The organism is Pseudomonas sp. PGPR N4 (assembly GCF_059693665.1).
The window spans coordinates 35,335-51,353 of record NZ_JCAUKV010000003.1 but is presented as its reverse complement, the minus strand read 5'-3'; the positions used below and the strand labels follow the sequence as shown (position 1 = coordinate 51,353).

17 protein-coding genes and 1 tRNA gene are annotated in these 16,019 nt (G+C 59.0%); 4 read left to right on the top strand and 14 right to left on the bottom strand.

The annotated features are described in order from the left end of the window. Window positions 1–29: 29 nt before the first annotated feature. The 7 genes from hscB to trmJ all read right to left on the bottom strand — a co-directional run bounded on the left by hscB (window position 30) and on the right by trmJ (window position 4,818). Entirely contained in the window at window positions 30–542 is a 513-nt protein-coding gene (gene hscB, locus AC58X1_RS14020) for a co-chaperone HscB (protein WP_150572098.1), read from the bottom strand. A gap of 8 nt (window positions 543–550) precedes the next feature. After that, on the bottom strand, window positions 551–874 hold the full coding sequence (iscA, locus tag AC58X1_RS14015; RefSeq protein ID WP_101316686.1) for an iron-sulfur cluster assembly protein IscA: 324 nt from the start codon (window positions 872–874) through the stop codon (window positions 551–553). A gap of 29 nt (window positions 875–903) precedes the next feature. Further along, window positions 904–1,290 (bottom strand): Fe-S cluster assembly scaffold IscU, encoded by a 387-nt coding sequence (iscU, locus tag AC58X1_RS14010; RefSeq protein ID WP_027619655.1) that lies wholly within the window; start codon window positions 1,288–1,290, stop codon window positions 904–906. Between the two features lie 46 nt (window positions 1,291–1,336). Further along, window positions 1,337–2,551, bottom strand: coding sequence for an IscS subfamily cysteine desulfurase (locus AC58X1_RS14005; protein WP_150570782.1), 1,215 nt, complete (start codon window positions 2,549–2,551; stop codon window positions 1,337–1,339). A gap of 42 nt (window positions 2,552–2,593) precedes the next feature. Next, the gene (iscR, locus tag AC58X1_RS14000; RefSeq protein WP_101316682.1) at window positions 2,594–3,085 is read right to left on the bottom strand and encodes a Fe-S cluster assembly transcriptional regulator IscR; all 492 of its coding nucleotides are present in this window, start codon (window positions 3,083–3,085) and stop codon (window positions 2,594–2,596) included. A 170-nt stretch (window positions 3,086–3,255) separates the two neighbouring features. Beyond that, entirely contained in the window at window positions 3,256–4,059 is an 804-nt protein-coding gene (gene cysE / locus AC58X1_RS13995; protein WP_497429012.1) for a serine O-acetyltransferase, read from the bottom strand. A gap of 3 nt (window positions 4,060–4,062) precedes the next feature. After that, the gene (gene trmJ, locus AC58X1_RS13990) at window positions 4,063–4,818 is read right to left on the bottom strand and encodes a tRNA (cytosine(32)/uridine(32)-2'-O)-methyltransferase TrmJ (RefSeq protein WP_497429011.1); all 756 of its coding nucleotides are present in this window, start codon (window positions 4,816–4,818) and stop codon (window positions 4,063–4,065) included. 150 nt (window positions 4,819–4,968) lie between these two features. Between trmJ and suhB the strand changes: the two genes are divergently transcribed. After that, on the top strand, window positions 4,969–5,787 hold the full coding sequence (gene suhB, locus AC58X1_RS13985; protein ID WP_101316676.1) for a type III secretion system regulator SuhB: 819 nt from the start codon (window positions 4,969–4,971) through the stop codon (window positions 5,785–5,787). Between the two features lie 102 nt (window positions 5,788–5,889). Here suhB and AC58X1_RS13980 read toward each other — a convergent pair whose 3' ends face one another. The 6 genes from AC58X1_RS13980 to queA all read right to left on the bottom strand — a co-directional run bounded on the left by AC58X1_RS13980 (window position 5,890) and on the right by queA (window position 11,973). Further along, window positions 5,890–6,438, bottom strand: a complete 549-nt coding sequence (locus AC58X1_RS13980; RefSeq protein WP_103438701.1) for a glycine zipper 2TM domain-containing protein — start codon at window positions 6,436–6,438, stop codon at window positions 5,890–5,892. A gap of 120 nt (window positions 6,439–6,558) precedes the next feature. Further along, complete coding sequence (secF, locus tag AC58X1_RS13975; RefSeq protein ID WP_101316674.1) at window positions 6,559–7,467, bottom strand: protein translocase subunit SecF; 909 nt, start codon at window positions 7,465–7,467, stop codon at window positions 6,559–6,561. A gap of 10 nt (window positions 7,468–7,477) precedes the next feature. Then, window positions 7,478–9,340: a protein translocase subunit SecD gene (gene secD / locus AC58X1_RS13970; protein ID WP_101316672.1), complete on the bottom strand. Its 1,863-nt coding sequence runs from the start codon at window positions 9,338–9,340 to the stop codon at window positions 7,478–7,480. A gap of 65 nt (window positions 9,341–9,405) precedes the next feature. Beyond that, entirely contained in the window at window positions 9,406–9,741 is a 336-nt protein-coding gene (gene yajC, locus AC58X1_RS13965; RefSeq protein ID WP_103436107.1) for a preprotein translocase subunit YajC, read from the bottom strand. Between the two features lie 52 nt (window positions 9,742–9,793). Beyond that, complete coding sequence (gene tgt / locus AC58X1_RS13960) at window positions 9,794–10,909, bottom strand: tRNA guanosine(34) transglycosylase Tgt (protein ID WP_178080815.1); 1,116 nt, start codon at window positions 10,907–10,909, stop codon at window positions 9,794–9,796. A 14-nt stretch (window positions 10,910–10,923) separates the two neighbouring features. Further along, the gene (gene queA, locus AC58X1_RS13955; protein WP_497429010.1) at window positions 10,924–11,973 is read right to left on the bottom strand and encodes a tRNA preQ1(34) S-adenosylmethionine ribosyltransferase-isomerase QueA; all 1,050 of its coding nucleotides are present in this window, start codon (window positions 11,971–11,973) and stop codon (window positions 10,924–10,926) included. Between the two features lie 108 nt (window positions 11,974–12,081). Here queA and AC58X1_RS13950 point away from each other — a divergent pair. The 3 genes from AC58X1_RS13950 to AC58X1_RS13940 all read left to right on the top strand — a co-directional run bounded on the left by AC58X1_RS13950 (window position 12,082) and on the right by AC58X1_RS13940 (window position 14,900). After that, window positions 12,082–12,166, top strand: a tRNA-Leu gene (locus AC58X1_RS13950). A 136-nt stretch (window positions 12,167–12,302) separates the two neighbouring features. Then, window positions 12,303–12,833, top strand: a complete 531-nt coding sequence (locus tag AC58X1_RS13945) for a DUF2059 domain-containing protein (RefSeq protein ID WP_497429009.1) — start codon at window positions 12,303–12,305, stop codon at window positions 12,831–12,833. Window positions 12,834–13,586: 753 nt separating this feature from the next. After that, window positions 13,587–14,900: a KAP family P-loop NTPase fold protein gene (locus tag AC58X1_RS13940; protein ID WP_497429008.1), complete on the top strand. Its 1,314-nt coding sequence runs from the start codon at window positions 13,587–13,589 to the stop codon at window positions 14,898–14,900. 77 nt (window positions 14,901–14,977) lie between these two features. Here AC58X1_RS13940 and AC58X1_RS13935 read toward each other — a convergent pair whose 3' ends face one another. Further along, window positions 14,978–16,018 (bottom strand): phage portal protein, encoded by a 1,041-nt coding sequence (locus tag AC58X1_RS13935; protein WP_497429007.1) that lies wholly within the window; start codon window positions 16,016–16,018, stop codon window positions 14,978–14,980. Window position 16,019 lies beyond the last annotated feature (1 nt).

Below are 16,019 nucleotides of genomic sequence, written 5' to 3'. Positions count from 1 at the left end.
ACCTTAGGCGTTGTCACGGCAACACCGGGTTAATCGTCGAGGCGCTCTTCGAGCTGGCGCACTTCCTGGGCGAGCTTGTCGAGAAACTGCATGCGGCGCATCAGGCGCTCGGCCTGTTCACGCTGCGCAGGATCATCCCAGCAGGCGGCGAATTCCTCGAACAGCGTATCTTGCGCGAGCTTGAGGCGCTTCTTGAATACCGCGACACCGTCGAGGTCGGTAAGCTCTTCAAGTTCTTCACGCAGCTCCATCTGCTGCAACAGGAAGGCCGGATCATGTACGGTGACTTCCTGCGGCACTTCGTGACCACTGATGGCCAGCAGATAGCGCGCCCGACGGGGGGCGCTGCGCAAGGTCTGATAGGCGTCGTTCAACGCTGCCGAGTTTTCCAGGGCGACACGCTGCTCGCGCTCGGAAGCATCGGCGAAGCGGTCCGGATGGACCTCACGGGCCAGTTCGCGGTAACGAACGGCCAGTTGATCGAGGTCCAGGCGAAAGCCCGGCTGCAGATTGAACAGGGCAAAATGACAAGGAGTACCCACATCAAGCCTCAAACATTGAAGCTTTCGCCGCAGCCACATTCACCGCGCACGTTGGGGTTGTTGAACTTGAAGCCTTCGTTCAACCCTTCCTTGACGAAATCGAGCTCGGTGCCGTCGAGGTAAACCAGGCTTTTCGGGTCAATGATGACCTTCACGCCGTGGTTCTCGAAGACCTCGTCTTCGCCTGCCACTTCGTCGACGAACTCCAGCACGTAGGCCAGGCCCGAGCAACCGGTGGTGCGTACGGCCAGGCGAATGCCTTCACCCTTGCCACGCCCGTCGAGGGAGCGCCGCACGTGGTTGGCGGCGGCTTCTGTCATGCTGATAGCCATCGGAACTCCTTAGCGTCCAGTCAAACGACTCAGATCAAGCCTTTTTTCTGCTTGTAATCGCGTACGGCCGCCTTGATGGCGTCCTCGGCGAGTACCGAGCAGTGGATCTTGACCGGTGGCAGCGCCAGCTCTTCAGCCAGCTGGGTGTTCTTGATAGTCTCGGCTTCGTCCAGGGTCTTGCCCTTCATCCACTCGGTGGCGAGGGAGCTGGAAGCGATAGCCGAACCGCAGCCGTAGGTCTTGAACTTGGCGTCTTCGATAACGCCCTGCTCGTTGACCTTGATCTGCAGACGCATCACGTCACCGCAGGCCGGCGCGCCGACCATGCCGGTACCGACGTCCGGGTCTTCAGCGTCCATCTTGCCGACGTTGCGCGGGTTTTCGTAGTGGTCGATGACCTTTTCACTGTATGCCATGGTGCAATTCCTTCCTCATCAGGTAGCCGCTCTTGCCGGCGACTGCTTAGTGGGCGGCCCACTCGATCTTGGAGATATCGACGCCGTCTTTGTACATGTCCCACAGCGGCGAGAGTTCGCGCAGCTTGGTGACAGCCTTGCAGACTTCCTGCGCGGCGTAGTCGACTTCTTCTTCGCTGGTGAAGCGGCCGAAGGAGAAGCGGATCGAACTGTGTGCCAGCTCGTCGTTGCGGCCCAGGGCGCGCAGTACGTACGACGGCTCGAGCGAAGCGGAGGTGCAGGCCGAACCGGACGATACTGCGATGTCCTTGAGGGCCATCAGCAGCGACTCGCCTTCAACGTAGTTGAAGCTCAGGTTCAGGTTGTGCGGCACGCGCGCAGTCTGGCTGCCGTTGACGTACAGCTCTTCGAGGTTGGAAACCTGCTTGAAGAAGCGATCGCTCAGCGCCTTGATGCGGGCGTTCTCGCTGGCCATCTCCTGCTTGGCGATGGCAAATGCCTCACCCATGCCGACGATCTGGTGCGTAGGGAGGGTGCCGGAACGCATGCCGCGCTCGTGACCACCGCCGTGAATGATTGCTTCCAGACGCACGCGCGGTTTGCGGCTGACGTACAGCGCGCCGATACCTTTAGGGCCGTAGGCCTTGTGCGCGGAGAACGACATCAGGTCGACCTTGAGCTTCTGCACGTCGATCTCGACCTTGCCGGCAGATTGTGCAGCGTCAACGTGGAACAGCACGCCGCGAGCACGGGTCAGTTCACCGATTGCAGCGATGTCGTTGATCGAGCCAACTTCGTTGTTGACGTGCATCAGCGAGACCAGAATGGTGTCGTCGCGCAGCACCGCTTCAACCATGCCCGGGGTAACGATGCCGTCTTCGCCTGGCTCGAGATAGGTCACTTCAAAACCTTCGCGCTCGAGCTGGCGAGCGGTATCGAGCACGGCTTTGTGCTCGATCTTGGAGGTGATGATGTGCTTGCCCTTGGTCTGATAGAAGTGCGCAACGCCTTTGATCGCGAGGTTGTCGGACTCGGTGGCACCGCTGGTCCAGACAATTTCACGCGGGTCGGCGTTGATCAGCTCGGCCACCTGGCGACGGCCGTTTTCGACCGCTTCTTCAGCGCGCCAGCCAAACACGTGGGAGCGCGACGCCGGGTTACCAAAGTTGCCGTCGACCAGCAGGCATTCGGCCATCTTCTGGGCAACGCGTGGGTCGACCGGCGTGGTCGCGGAGTAATCGAGGTAGATCGGCAACTTCATTGAATATCTCCTATCAGGCGGTGGCGTCGCTCGTGACCAATGTCAGTCGACGGCGGACGTCTCAATCTTGTCCAACTGGGCGGATCGACCTGCAACACGGCGCAGGTCCTGGCGATGAGCGACTTCTTGCACCTCACGGCGCTTGACGAGGTCGGCCAGGCTGATGCCACTGAGGAATTCATGGATCTGCTGACTGAGGTCACACCACAGGTGGTGGGTCAGGCAGGTATCACCGGCATGGCAGTCACCCAGGCCCTGGCAACGGGTAGCGTCGACCGATTCGTTGACCGCGTCGACGACCTGGGCAACCTGGATGGTTTCCATGCCGCGCGACAGCTGATAGCCGCCGCCTGGGCCGCGCACGCTGGAAACCAGGCTGCTGCGGCGCAGCTTGGCGAACAGCTGCTCCAGATAAGAGAGGGAGATGCCCTGGCGCTCGGAAATATCGGCCAGTGACACCGGCCCATGCTGCGCGTGCAACGCCAGGTCAAGCATGGCGGTCACTGCGTATCGGCCTTTGGTAGTCAGTCGCATGGCGTATGGGTACCACGGGAGTTACAGAATGTGAGCAAGTATGCGATTCCCGAGCATTTAAGTCAACTATTAGACCTACTGCTTTAGTCGGGTTTGCACTCGAAGGGCGGGCGCGAGTGTAGCAGACACTGGCCGCGAGCACACGCCCACGGCCAGCGCCATCGTCGCTGTCAATGTGGCTGGGTGTCGCTCTGCGCCTGCTGCCTTGCCTCGACCGGTGCGACGTCAACGAAATCTTCTTCGGGCAGCGCCGGCAGCGCCTTGCCGTGATAGTCGCTACCCAGCTTGGTCAACGCGCCGCACATGCCCTGCAGACGCTCGTCGACCGCTTGCAGGTGGTCGAGCATCTGGCCAATGGCGCGGGCAACCGGGTCAGGCATGTCGCCACTGACGCCATAGGCATCGAAACCGATCTTCTCGGCCATGGCCTTGCGCTTGGCTTCGACTTCGGAATCTTCCTGCGCCTTGACGATAATGCGACCGGGGATACCCACTGCGGTGGCGCCTGGCGGAACCTCCTTGGTGACCACAGCATTGGAGCCGATCTTGGCTCCGGCGCCGACAGTGAATGGGCCGAGCACCTTGGCGCCGGCACCGACTACCACGCCATTGCCCAGGGTCGGGTGGCGCTTGCCGGCGTTCCAGCTGGTACCACCGAGGGTCACGCCCTGGTAGAGGGTGACGTCGTCACCGATCTCGGCAGTCTCACCAATGACGATCCCCATGCCGTGATCAATGAAGAAGCGTCGGCCGATGGTCGCGCCCGGGTGGATTTCGATGCCAGTCATCCAGCGGCCGAAGTTCGACACCAGCCGCGCCAGCCACTTCAGGTCATGCGTCCACAGGGCGTGGCCGAGGCGGTGCAGCCAGATCGCGTGCATGCCGGGATAGCAGGTCAGCACTTCAAAAGCGTTACGCGCTGCCGGGTCACGATGGAATACGCTTTGGATATCTTCACGCAGACGTTCGAACATTGCTCAATCCTTCCGCTTATGCGACTCACCCCGAGCGACCTTCTGAGTCTCGGTGAGGATGCCGCGTAAAATGCTCATTTCCGTACGCTCTACCGAACTGCGACCGTACAGGCGACGCAGGCGCGCCATCAGGTGCTTGGGTTTGTCCGGATCGAGGAAGGCGATGTCCACCAGGGTTTTTTCCAGGTGGTCGTAGAAACGCTCCATCTCGTCCAGGGTCGCCAGTTCGACGGCGTCGGCCTTGTCACTGATCGACGGCTCGCCCTGCGCGGCCAGCCAGGCCATGCGCACCTCATAGCCAAGCACCTGCACGGCGGCGGCCAAATTGAGCGAGCTGAAGTCAGGGTTCGAGGGAATGTGCACATGGAAGTGACATCGCTGCAATTCGTCGTTGGTCAGCCCGGCATGCTCGCGACCGAACACCAGGGCGATTTCGTCACCCATGGTGGCACGCTCGACCGACTTGGCGCCGCACTCGCGCGGATCCAGCATCGGCCACGGCAGGGCGCGGTCGCGGGCACTAGTGCCGATCGCGAGGCTGCAGCCAACCAGCGCCTCTTCCAGCGAGTCGACCACCAGCGCGCCACTGAGCACGTCGTCTGCGCCAGAAGCGCGGGCGCTGGCGTCAGCTGCCGGAAACTCCTGTGGCTGGACCAGCACCAGGCGCGACAAGCCCATGTTTTTCATGGCACGCGCAGCGCCGCCGATGTTGCCGGGGTGGCTGGTATTGACCAGAACAACACGAATATTTTGCAGCACGGTGGGTGCTCTCAAAGGCAGATATCAGGGCGGTCGATCTTACAGAACCGACGGACGTTACGCCATGAAAGCAAATGCGGCGCTGCCGTTGTCAAAAAACTCTGCTAAAATGGCCGGCTTTCTTCTTTAACATCTCCAGGTGAACCGCCCATGCAGCCTATGCTGACTATCGCCCTGCGCGCTGCTCGCAGCGCCAGTGAACTGATTTTCCGCTCCATCGAACGCCTGGACACCATCAAGGTGGACGAAAAGGACGCCAAGGACTACGTGTCCGAGGTTGACCGCGCTGCCGAGCAGAAAATCGTCGATGCTCTGCGCAAGGCCTACCCGAACCACTCGATCCAGGGTGAAGAGACCGGCTTCCACGCTGGCTCAGGTGAAGAAGGCAAAGACTACCTGTGGATCATCGACCCGCTCGATGGCACCACCAACTTCCTGCGTGGCATTCCGCACTTTGCAGTGAGCATCGCCTGCAAATACCGCGGTCGCCTGGAGCACGCAGTGGTACTGGATCCGGTTCGCCAGGAAGAGTTCACCGCCAGCCGTGGCCGTGGCGCCCAGATCAACGGTCGCCGCCTGCGCGTCAGCTCGCGCACCAGCCTTGAAGGCGCTCTGCTGGGTACCGGCTTCCCGTTCCGCGACAACCAGATGGCAGACCTCGACAACTACCTGGGCATGATCCGCGCCCTGACTGGCCAGACTGCCGGCATCCGCCGCGCCGGTTCTGCCAGCCTTGACCTGGCCTATGTAGCGGCCGGTCGTTTCGATGCGTTCTGGGAGTCGGGCCTGTCCGAGTGGGACATGGCTGCAGGCGTACTGCTGGTGCAGGAAGCTGGCGGTCTGGTCAGCGACTTCAACGGTGGCCACGAATTCCTCGAGAAAGGCCACATCGTTGCTGGCAACATCAAGTGCTTCAAAGCCGTGCTGACTGCCATCCAGCCGCACGTACCACAATCGCTGAAGCGCTAAGCGCCGGTCAGCCACAAAAAAGCACCCCACGGGGTGCTTTTTTATGCCCGCAAGAACCGCACCGCTCGGCGTAGGAGCGGCCAGTGTGATTCCTGCACAGCTTTACTGCCCGTTCTGGGCCTGACTCAGCACCAGCTTGCCATTCTCGTCCAGCGGGATAGTCGAACCTGGCTCGTGGTCCATCTTCACTTTGCCGACCTTGTCGCCAATCGAATAGGTGACGTTGTAGCCAACCACTTTCTCGCTCAGGTCATGCACGGTGTTACAGCGGGTCTGGGTGGTGGTGTAGGTGTCACGCTCTTGCATGCCTTCCTGCACCTTGTTACCGGCGTAGCCGCCGCCGACCGCACCAGCCACGGTGGCAATCTTCTTGCCGGTGCCGCCACCGATCTGGTTGCCGAGCAAGCCACCCGCCAACGCACCGACCACGGTACCGGCGATCTGATGTTGATCCTTGACCGGCGCCTGGCGCGTCACGGTCACGTCCTTGCACACTTCACGTGGAGTCTTGACCTGCTGCTTGATCGGCTGCACGTCGGTCACCTCAGCGACCTCTGGGCCTTTGTTCACCAAGCTGTAGGTCGCCATTGCGCCTGCGGCAGTTACACCGACGGCACCGAGCACCGCACCCACCAGCATTGATTTATTCACGTGAACCTCCTGATCGTACCAGCGGGCCATAACCCGCGCTTGTCCCAGCCTTGGAGCAAAAAAAAAGCCGCGAGTTCAACACTCGCGGCTCTCTTGGCGCCAAACGGCGGCGGCTTGCGGTTATGGACGCTCGTCCACACCCTCGGCCTTGACCGGTGGAATCAGGTCTTCGCTGTTCAGGTTCAGCCAGATCAGTACCACGTTGGCGATGTAGATCGACGAGTAGGTACCGGCCATGACCCCGATGAACAGAGCCAGGGAGAAGCCGAACAGGTTGTCACCCCCGAAGATCAACAGCGCGGCGATGGCCAGCAAGGTCGAAACCGAAGTGGCAATGGTGCGCAGCAGGGTCTGCGTGGTCGAGACGTTGATGTTCTCGATCAGCGAGGCCTTGCGCATGACGCGGAAGTTTTCCCGCACGCGGTCGAATACCACGATGGTGTCGTTCAGCGAGTAACCGATGATCGCCAGCACTGCCGCCAGCACCGTCAAATCGAAAGTGATCTGGAAGAACGAGAGGATACCCACGGTCACGACCACGTCGTGGATCAGCGAGATGATCGCGCCGACGGCGAATTTCCACTGGAAGCGGAAGGCTAGGTAGATGAGTACCCCGCCCAGCGCCAGCAGCATGCCCAGGCCGCCCTGGTCACGCAGTTCTTCACCTACCTGCGGGCCGACGAACTCGACTCGCTTGAGGGTCGCCGGGTTGTCGCCGCCGACTTTCTGCAGCGCTGCAGCAACCTTGCTGCCCAGTTGCGGGTCGTCGCCCGGCATGCGCACCAGCAGATCGGTAGTCGCACCGAAGCTCTGCACGATGGCGTCCTCGAAGCCCGACTGAGCGAGCTCGGCGCGGACCAGCTTGAGGTCTGCCGGACGCTCGTAGGTCAGCTCGATGAGCGTACCGCCGGTGAAGTCCAGACCGAAGTTCAAACCCTTCTGCCACCAGCTGAACAACGCCAGGATGGTCAGCAGGACAGTGACGGCGAACGCAACGTTGCGCACGCCCATGAAGTTGATGGTTTTCATGGTTATTCCCTCAAACCCACAGCTTCTTGATGTCACGCCCGCCGCAGGTCAGGTTGACCATTGCGCGGGTCACCATGACGGCGGTGAACATCGAGGTGAAAATCCCGAGGGACATGGTTACCGCGAAGCCTTTGACCGGCCCGGTGCCCATCGCGAAGAGGATACCGCCGACCAGCAGGCTGGTCAGGTTGGCGTCGATGATCGCGGTGTAGGCACGGCTGAAGCCTTCGTGGATGGCGCGCTGCACCGACATGCCGTTTTTCAGCTCCTCGCGAATCCGCGAGAAGATCAGCACGTTGGCGTCGACCGCCATACCCATGGTCAGCACGATACCGGCGATGCCCGGCAGGGTCAGGGTGGCACCCAGCAGGGACATCAAGGCTAGCAGCAGGATCATGTTGCCGGTCAGGGCAACGGTCGCGATCACGCCAAAACCACGGTAGATGGCGATGATGAAGATGGACACGAACAGCATGCCCCACAGCGATGCATCGACACCTTTGGTGATGTTGTCGGCACCCAGGCTTGGACCAATGGTGCGCTCTTCAGCGAAGTACATCGGCGCAGCCAGACCGCCGGCACGCAGCAGCAGGGCCAGTTCGGACGATTCACCCTGGCCATTGAGGCCGGTGATGCGGAACTGGCTGCCCAGTGGCGATTGGATGGTCGCCAGGCTGATGATCTTTTTCTCTTCCTGGAAGCTCTGTACGGCAACTTCCTTCTCGACGCCGTCGACGGTCTGCTTGACGTAGCGAGTGATCGGCTTCTGCTCGATGAAGATTACTGCCATGCTGCGGCCGACGTTGCTGCGCGTCGCGCGGCTCATCAACTCGCCGCCATGGCCATCGAGGCGGATGTTGACCTGTGGCCGGCCTTGCTCGTCGAAGCTGGCTTGGGCGTCGGTGACCTGGTCACCGGTAATGATCAAACCACGCTCGACCGGCGCCGAACGGCCGCCATCACGGAATTCGAAGACCTCGGTAGTGGCCTTGGAGGCACCTGGTTCGGCACCGAAGCGGAACTCGAGGTTGGCGGTCTTGCCGAGGATGCGCTTGGCTTCGGCAGTGTCCTGCACGCCTGGCAGCTCGACCACGATACGGTTGGCGCCCTGACGCTGCACCAGCGGCTCGGCCACACCCAGTTCGTTGACCCGGTTACGCACGGTGGTCAGGTTTTGCTTGATCGAGTATTCGCGGATCTCGGCAACCTTGGCCGGGGTCAGCGCCAGACGCAGCACAGCGAGCTCGTTGCGCTCGGTGGTGGTCAGGTCGAAATCGGTGAAGCTCTTGCGAATCAGGGCACGGGCCTGTTCGCGGGTGGCGTCGTCAGAGAAGCCCAGCACGATGCCGCCATCCTGCTGAGGCAGGCTGCGGTAGCGGATGCGCTCTTTGCGCAACAGGGTCTTCACTTCGCCTTCGTAGACCTTCATGCGCGCGCTCATGGCCTTGTCCATGTCCACTTCGAGCAGGAAGTGCACACCACCGGACAGGTCCAGACCGAGCTTCATCGGGCTTGCACCCAGGTTACGCAGCCACTGCGGGGTGGTCTGGGCCAGGTTCAGGGCCACGACGTAATCATCGCCCAGGGCCTTGCGCACCACATCCTTGGCTGGCAGTTGGTCTTCCTGGTCGGTCAGGCGTACCAAGCCACTGCCCTTCTCGCCCAGGCTAGTGCCCTTCACGGTGATACCCGCTTCGGTCAGCGCCTTGTTGACGCGATCGAGGTCGGCCTGGTTGACCTGCAGCGCCGAGCTGGCACCACTGATCTGTACAGCCGGATCATCCGGATAGAGGTTGGGAGCGGAATAAATGAAACCGATCGCCAGCACCAGCACGATCAGTGCGTATTTCCACAGAGGATATTTGTTCAGCATCACGCCGCCCGTTCAAGACGCGGGGCGCTTTGCGCGCCCCGACTGGAAAAAGTAAAACCGGTACCTCAGATAGCCTTGAGCGTACCTTTAGGCAGGGTCGCAGCCACGGCGCCCTTCTGGAACTTCATCTCGACGGTGTCGGACACTTCCAGTACCACGAAGTCATCGGAAACCTTGACGATCTTGCCGGCGATGCCGCCGTTGGTGACAACTTCGTCACCTTTCTGCAAGTTGCCCAGCAGGTTCTTCTGCTCTTTGGCGCGCTTGGCCTGTGGACGCCAGATCATCAGGTAGAAGATGACCAGGAAGCCGACCAGGAAAATCCACTCGAAACCACCACCCATAGGGCCGGCGGCAGGGGCTGCGGCGTCCGCGTAGGCGGCGGGGATCAAAAAGCTCATGTGACACTCCAGTTGTTATGTTGCAACGTGTTGGGTTGGCAAACGGTTACAGTCAGTCCAAAGGCGGCACAGCAAGCCCGCGTTTGGCATAGAAGGCGTCGACAAAGGCGGCCAATTTACCTTGTTGAATAGCCTCGCGTAAACCGGCCATCAGGCGCTGGTAATGACGCAAGTTGTGGATTGTATTCAACATGCTGCTCAACATTTCGCCGCACTTGTCCAGGTGGTGCAGATAGGCGCGCGAGAAGTTGCTGCAGGTATAGCAATCGCAGGTCGGATCCAGCGGCGAATCATCATGGCGATGGAACGCGTTGCGGATCTTGATCACCCCGGTGTCGATGAACAGATGGCCGTTGCGCGCATTGCGCGTCGGCATCACGCAGTCGAACATGTCGACGCCGCGGCGCACACCCTCCACAAGATCCTCGGGTTTGCCTACCCCCATAAGGTAACGAGGTTTGTCAGCGGGCATCATCGCCGGCAGGTAATCGAGCACCTTGATCATCTCGTGCTTCGGCTCACCGACCGACAAGCCGCCGATCGCCAGGCCGTCGAAGTCGATGTTGACCAGCGCCTCCAGCGAGCGTTCCCGCAAGTCTTGATACATGCCGCCCTGAACGATGCCGAACAGCGCCGCAGTGTTGTCGGCGTGGGCGTCCTTGGAGCGCTGCGCCCAGCGCAGCGACAGCTCCATCGAGGTGCGCGCGACGTCATGCTCGGCCGGGTACGGCGTGCATTCGTCGAAGATCATCACGATGTCCGAGCCCAGATCACGCTGGACCTGCATCGACTCTTCCGGGCCCATGAACACCTTGGAACCATCGACTGGCGAGGCGAAGGTCACGCCCTCTTCCTTGATCTTGCGCATGGCGCCCAGGCTGAACACCTGGAAGCCACCGGAGTCGGTCAGAATCGGGCCTTTCCACTGCATGAAATCGTGCAGGCCGTTGTGCTTCTTGATCACCTCGGTGCCCGGGCGCAGCCACAGGTGGAAGGTGTTGCCGAGAATGATCTCGGCGCCGGTGGCCTCGATGTCACGCGGCAGCATGCCCTTGACCGTGCCATAGGTGCCCACCGGCATGAACGCCGGGGTCTCGACCGTGCCACGGGGGAAGGTCAGGCGGCCACGACGGGCCTTGCCGTCGGTGGCCAGCAGTTCGAAGGACATACGACAGGTGCGACTCATGCTTGATCCTCGGGGCCGCGCGGCGCCGGATTGCGGGTGATGAACATCGCATCACCGTAACTGAAGAAGCGGTAGCCATGCTCGACCGCAGCGGCGTAAGCCGCCATGGTCTCGGGGTAACCGGCGAAGGCCGAGACCAGCATCAGCAGCGTGGACTCCGGCAGGTGGAAGTTGGTGACCAGGGCATCGACCACATGGAACGGCCGGCCCGGGTAGATAAAGATGTCGGTGTCGCCGCTGAACGCCTTGAGCTGGCCATCACGCGCGGCACTCTCCAGCGAGCGCACGCTGGTGGTGCCGACGGCAACCACTCGGCCGCCACGCGCACGGCACGCGGCCACGGCGTCGACTACCTCCTGGCTGACTTCGAGCCATTCCTTGTGCATATGGTGGTCTTCGATCTTGTCGACCCGCACCGGCTGGAAGGTGCCGGCGCCCACATGCAAGGTAACGAACGCGCTCTTGACGCCCTTGGCTGCGATTTTCTCGAGCAGCGGCTGGTCGAAGTGCAGGCCTGCGGTTGGCGCCGCGACGGCACCTGCGCGCTCGGCATAAACAGTCTGATAGCGCTCGCGGTCGGCGCCCTCGTCCGGGCGATCGATATACGGCGGCAGCGGCATATGGCCGACGCGATCGAGCAGCGGCAGCACTTCTTCGCTGAAACGGAGCTCGAACAGCGTGTCATGGCGGGCGACCATCTCGGCCTCGCCGCCGCCGTCGATGAGCAACTGTGTACCGACCTTGGGCGCCTTGCTTGCACGCACATGGGCCAGCACCCGGTGGCTGTCGAGCACGCGCTCGACCAGCACTTCGAGCTTGCCGCCCGAGGCTTTTTGGCCAAACAACCGCGCCGGGATCACCCGGGTGTTGTTGAACACCATCAGGTCACCTGGGCGCAGGTGTTCGAGCAGATCGGTGAATTGCTGATGAGCCAGCGCGCCGCTCGGTCCATCAAGAACCAGCAGTCGGCTGCCATGGCGCTCGGCCAGTGGGTGGCGGGCGATCAGGGAATCGGGGAGTTCGAAGGAAAAATCGGCGACGCGCATGATTGTGTTCGGTTCGACAGGGCCGCAAAGTTTAGCCCAACCTGTGAAAATTCTCCATGAAAGCCGATTGACCGACCCGCGGAGCCTCTCTATACTGCCGCCCCACAAGCCCTGATGGCGGAATTGGTAGACGCGGCGGATTCAAAATCCGTTTTCGAAAGGAGTGGGAGTTCGAGTCTCCCTCGGGGCACCAAGATCTGGAAAGAAGACCTTGATTTTCAAGGTCTTTTTTTTCGTCTGGCGTAAATGTGGCGTAATGGTTTTCCTCCACGCATCCCGGCACAGCGCTGCTCAGCAGTCCCAGGAATGGATTCAGTAGGAGTTGGAATATGGCTACCAGAAACGAGATCATCATCGCCGTGATCGGCTTGGTAGGTGTCATTTCCACCGGAGTGTTTTCCAACTGGGACAAACTCTTCTCACCTTCCCGCACGGCAGCAAGCTCCCCAGTGGTTAGCGATGACATAAACGTACAGATCAGGTACTACATCGAAACCACTGGCTTCCGCAACGCCATGGAGGCCCTGGAAAAACAGAGGGCAGAACGCTATCGGCTCGAATTCAAGGCCGACAGAGACACAGTGGACTGCATGCTTGATATGTCAGTACCGACGAATCAACTGATCGACATCGCGGTCGAAGCTTTTCGGAAGCACTACACCCTCGAAGAAATCAAAGAGCTCAATCGTATAAATGCGCTGCCAGCCATGGTGAGCCTCGCGTCCAAGCAAGCTGCCATCTCGCTCGATCTGATGAGTGGCCTCGAAGATGCCGCCCAAAGAATGGAGCGACGCAACCTCGCCCTAGCGCGCGCAAATCGAACAACAGCGCAACAAAGCGCAGCCTGCCCCACTCAGTAAGCGTGTGCAGACGACGATCTGGGTGTCACTCTCGACCAACCTCCCCCTAGGGGCAACCACCGTTTGATGTTGACCCATCGGAAAAAGGTTAGGGCGGTTAGGTTTTCTGCGAACAGGCTGCATTCCTCTACATTTCTGGCTTCCAGAAGAACTCTTAAAGTTAGGTTTTGGTCAAGTAATAGTAATTTCCTTACCTTTACCTATAGTCAGTTTCTCAAAAATAAAATCCTTTAAAATTAAGCAGTTGGGAATCACTAACCTCAAACCTAACCATTCCTAACCATCCAAAGTTAGCTGCCAATCCCAGCAAATCCGGGCATCTCAGCCCCCACCAAGTCCTCCTCACGAAAACTTACCTTTTTCCCACGGCTCCCCCCATAACGAGAAGACACCGCTTCCCCTTCGCCACCAAAACAACCTCGCCGCAGGGATCCGCAGAATCCTCATATACCTCATCACCCACACAAGCCCAGACACGGTGCGGCTTGGCCCTGGCTGCAGGGGCGCAGAAATTCCGACACGTTTAGCCCGCAGGCGTGGCGGGGGGACGAGCGCGCGCGCCAAGGTCATACTGGCTTGCCGTTGCGAACCCGACTGGGCAAACTGCCACATCCTCAGTCTGATCATGACTGGGGAAAAGCGAATTGTGTCGAACCCCAAGCGATATTGACTCAAAGCGTGCAAAGTAAATTTTCAGTCGATGTTGTGAACGCATGCTGCGTAGCTCTGACCTAGCCATTCAAGGATGTAATAATGAAAATTGTGCTGACACCTCATCAAACACCGAGAGCAGACTTCGGCCCAGACTTATTTGGAAGAAAAGAATTTGGCGTCGCGCTCGCCAACGTTGTGAAAAACTCCAAGCAACCTTTGGTCATTGGCCTAGATGGAAATTGGGGTGAGGGAAAGTCCACATTTGTTAGATCATGGCAAAACATCCTCAACAATGAAAACATACCAAATATCTACATAGATGCTTTTGCATCAGACTATGTAGATGACGCTTTTATGGTAGTTGCTGGAGCAATAACTGACTACGTATCTACGAATGCCCCACCCAAGCAATCAACCGAATTCATTGATAAAGCGAAAAACGTTGGCGCTCATGTTCTATCCCTGAGTGCGAAGATAGGCATTCGAGCAATATCCGCTGGTGTGATCAAAGACTCAGACTTGTCAGAGTTTGCAAATATCGGAGAGGATATTTCCAAGGACATCAGCACCACCGCTGAGAAATACATCAAAGACCGACTGATAAATCACAAAAAGGAACGCGAGACAATTGAGCATTTCAAGGAATTTCTCTCCACAATTCCGAAGACGTTAACGATACCGTCCGACGGCCCACTTACAATAATCATCGACGAGCTGGATCGCTGCCGCCCATCCTTCGCAGTGGAAATGCTTGAAAAAATAAAGCACTTATTTTCTGTGGAGAACGTTAACTTCCTACTGGTTATAAATAAAGCTCAACTACAGGAATCCATAAAAGCGACATATGGATCAAACATTGACGCCCACACATACTTGCAGAAATTCATAAGCATTGAAGCGACGTTACCAAAAAAAGCAGGACGCAACAGTGACATCAGCAAGTACTGCGACTATCTAGCAACCCAACACGAAGTAAACAATCACGACTGGGTCGAATTATTCACAGCACTAGGAACGCAGCTGAACTGTTCGCTCCGCGAACTCGAAAGAATATTTTCCAACCTCGCGCTAATGCTTCTGTCTCAGAAAGCAAGCGACGATGTTAATTCAGCCCTAATAGCAAGCATATGCGCATTGAAAGTCATGCGGCCAGGAGTATTTCAAAAACTCGCAGCAGGACAAGTACAGATGGATGAAATTTATGAAGCACTCAGGTACCACCCCAACCCGAAAAGCGAAAATTATTCGATGGAATACATCGTCAAGTGGCTAAGTACCTGCTTGATAAGCGAAGAAGATTATATAAATCTTGATCCAAGCGATGAGCTTAAAAGAATGGGCAGATATCACCGCGATAGAACACAGACACTCAAGACCCTTACCCAAAGGCTTAATAGCTTTACAGCAGGGTAAGTAATTTCAGAGCGTTGATCGGCAGCCTGCCCTCTGAAGACTACTGCCGACCAATAGCCCTAATTCATTGGCTTAGATCACGACGCTCCCAGTGGAAGCTGGTATTCATCAAACCTTACTACCTCCTCACCCAGCCAGTCGTTTATTTGAAGAAGTCTCGCCTGCTCTGGCTCCAACTCATTCAATGCCCAGATCTGACTTGCGTCGCGTACGGACCCAAAACCACCAGCGTTCTGCGGCACCACACCCATCAACTGCGGCGGAATGCGCAGCATCGCCAGCTGGTCGTCGCGGCTGATGTTCTTGATGGTCCCGAAATCGTCCTTGGCGGCGACCTCGCTGATCGGGATTAGCTGGATGCCGTCCTTCTTACCGTTCGGTGCATACATGAACAGGTTTCGGAAATTGCCCGGGCCCTTACTGTTCTTCATGGCTTTGCGCAGATCATCAACGAAGTCCTCATTGTGCGCAGCGTCCGTCATGTACAGGATGAAACCGGCATGGCTGCCGTTCTGGTAATACTTGCGTCGGAACAGGGTGGCGGCCTCATTGAGCAGCGCCGACTGCAGTGCCGGTAGCCACTCAGGTAGCCCGTAGACCTCCTGGTTGATGTCCGCTACCCGCAGGTGGCATATGCTCCCAGCACGAAACTCGTGCTCATCCCGCCAACTGCGCACTTGGTGGTAAGTGTCCAGGTCAGAGCCGCGGCGCATGTACTTGGCTAGACACGGGCGCAGACCCAGTGCTTCGCGCAGCATGTTGTCGCGCTTCTCCAGGTACAGGTTGCCCGACCACCCGAGGTCCATAACAATTTGTTCGAACGCCTGCCGGCTCAGCAGCTTGTGTGGCACGAAGGTCCGGGCAAGCGCATTGCGCTTGAAGATCAGGCCCGACTGCAGATACACGCTGGCTTTCGATGAGCGAGCCAGCCCTTCAAGGGAAACCGGCGGTTCGTACCACCGGCCGTTGTCGTAGCACTCCAGGTAGTCCAGGACCTCACGGCCATCGAGCACCGGTGTTGGCTCACCAAAGGTGAATGCCTCGGCCTTGGCTGCCGGACCGACCAACCGATCGCCCTCGTGTGCCGGCGCTGCGCCGGCCTGCTCAATAGTGCCCATC

What these genes read in the sequence shown, in the direction of transcription:
- queA (WP_497429010.1), bottom strand. Translation starts at nt 11,973, where the DNA reads ATGCGCGTCGCCGATTTTTCCTTCGAACTCCCCGATTCCCTGATCGCC.
- AC58X1_RS13935 (WP_497429007.1), bottom strand. Translation starts at nt 16,018, where the DNA reads ATGGGCACTATTGAGCAGGCCGGCGCAGCGCCGGCACACGAGGGCGAT.
- tgt (WP_178080815.1), bottom strand. Translation starts at nt 10,909, where the DNA reads ATGTCCTTCGAACTGCTGGCCACCGACGGCAAGGCCCGTCGTGGCCGC.
- AC58X1_RS13940 (WP_497429008.1), top strand. Translation starts at nt 13,587, where the DNA reads ATGAAAATTGTGCTGACACCTCATCAAACACCGAGAGCAGACTTCGGC.
- AC58X1_RS14005 (WP_150570782.1), bottom strand. Translation starts at nt 2,551, where the DNA reads ATGAAGTTGCCGATCTACCTCGATTACTCCGCGACCACGCCGGTCGAC.
- secD (WP_101316672.1), bottom strand. Translation starts at nt 9,340, where the DNA reads ATGCTGAACAAATATCCTCTGTGGAAATACGCACTGATCGTGCTGGTG.
- cysE (WP_497429012.1), bottom strand. Translation starts at nt 4,059, where the DNA reads ATGTTCGAACGTCTGCGTGAAGATATCCAAAGCGTATTCCATCGTGAC.
- AC58X1_RS13945 (WP_497429009.1), top strand. Translation starts at nt 12,303, where the DNA reads ATGGCTACCAGAAACGAGATCATCATCGCCGTGATCGGCTTGGTAGGT.
- secF (WP_101316674.1), bottom strand. Translation starts at nt 7,467, where the DNA reads ATGAAAACCATCAACTTCATGGGCGTGCGCAACGTTGCGTTCGCCGTC.
- iscU (WP_027619655.1), bottom strand. Translation starts at nt 1,290, where the DNA reads ATGGCATACAGTGAAAAGGTCATCGACCACTACGAAAACCCGCGCAAC.
- iscR (WP_101316682.1), bottom strand. Translation starts at nt 3,085, where the DNA reads ATGCGACTGACTACCAAAGGCCGATACGCAGTGACCGCCATGCTTGAC.
- iscA (WP_101316686.1), bottom strand. Translation starts at nt 874, where the DNA reads ATGGCTATCAGCATGACAGAAGCCGCCGCCAACCACGTGCGGCGCTCC.
- suhB (WP_101316676.1), top strand. Translation starts at nt 4,969, where the DNA reads ATGCAGCCTATGCTGACTATCGCCCTGCGCGCTGCTCGCAGCGCCAGT.
- yajC (WP_103436107.1), bottom strand. Translation starts at nt 9,741, where the DNA reads ATGAGCTTTTTGATCCCCGCCGCCTACGCGGACGCCGCAGCCCCTGCC.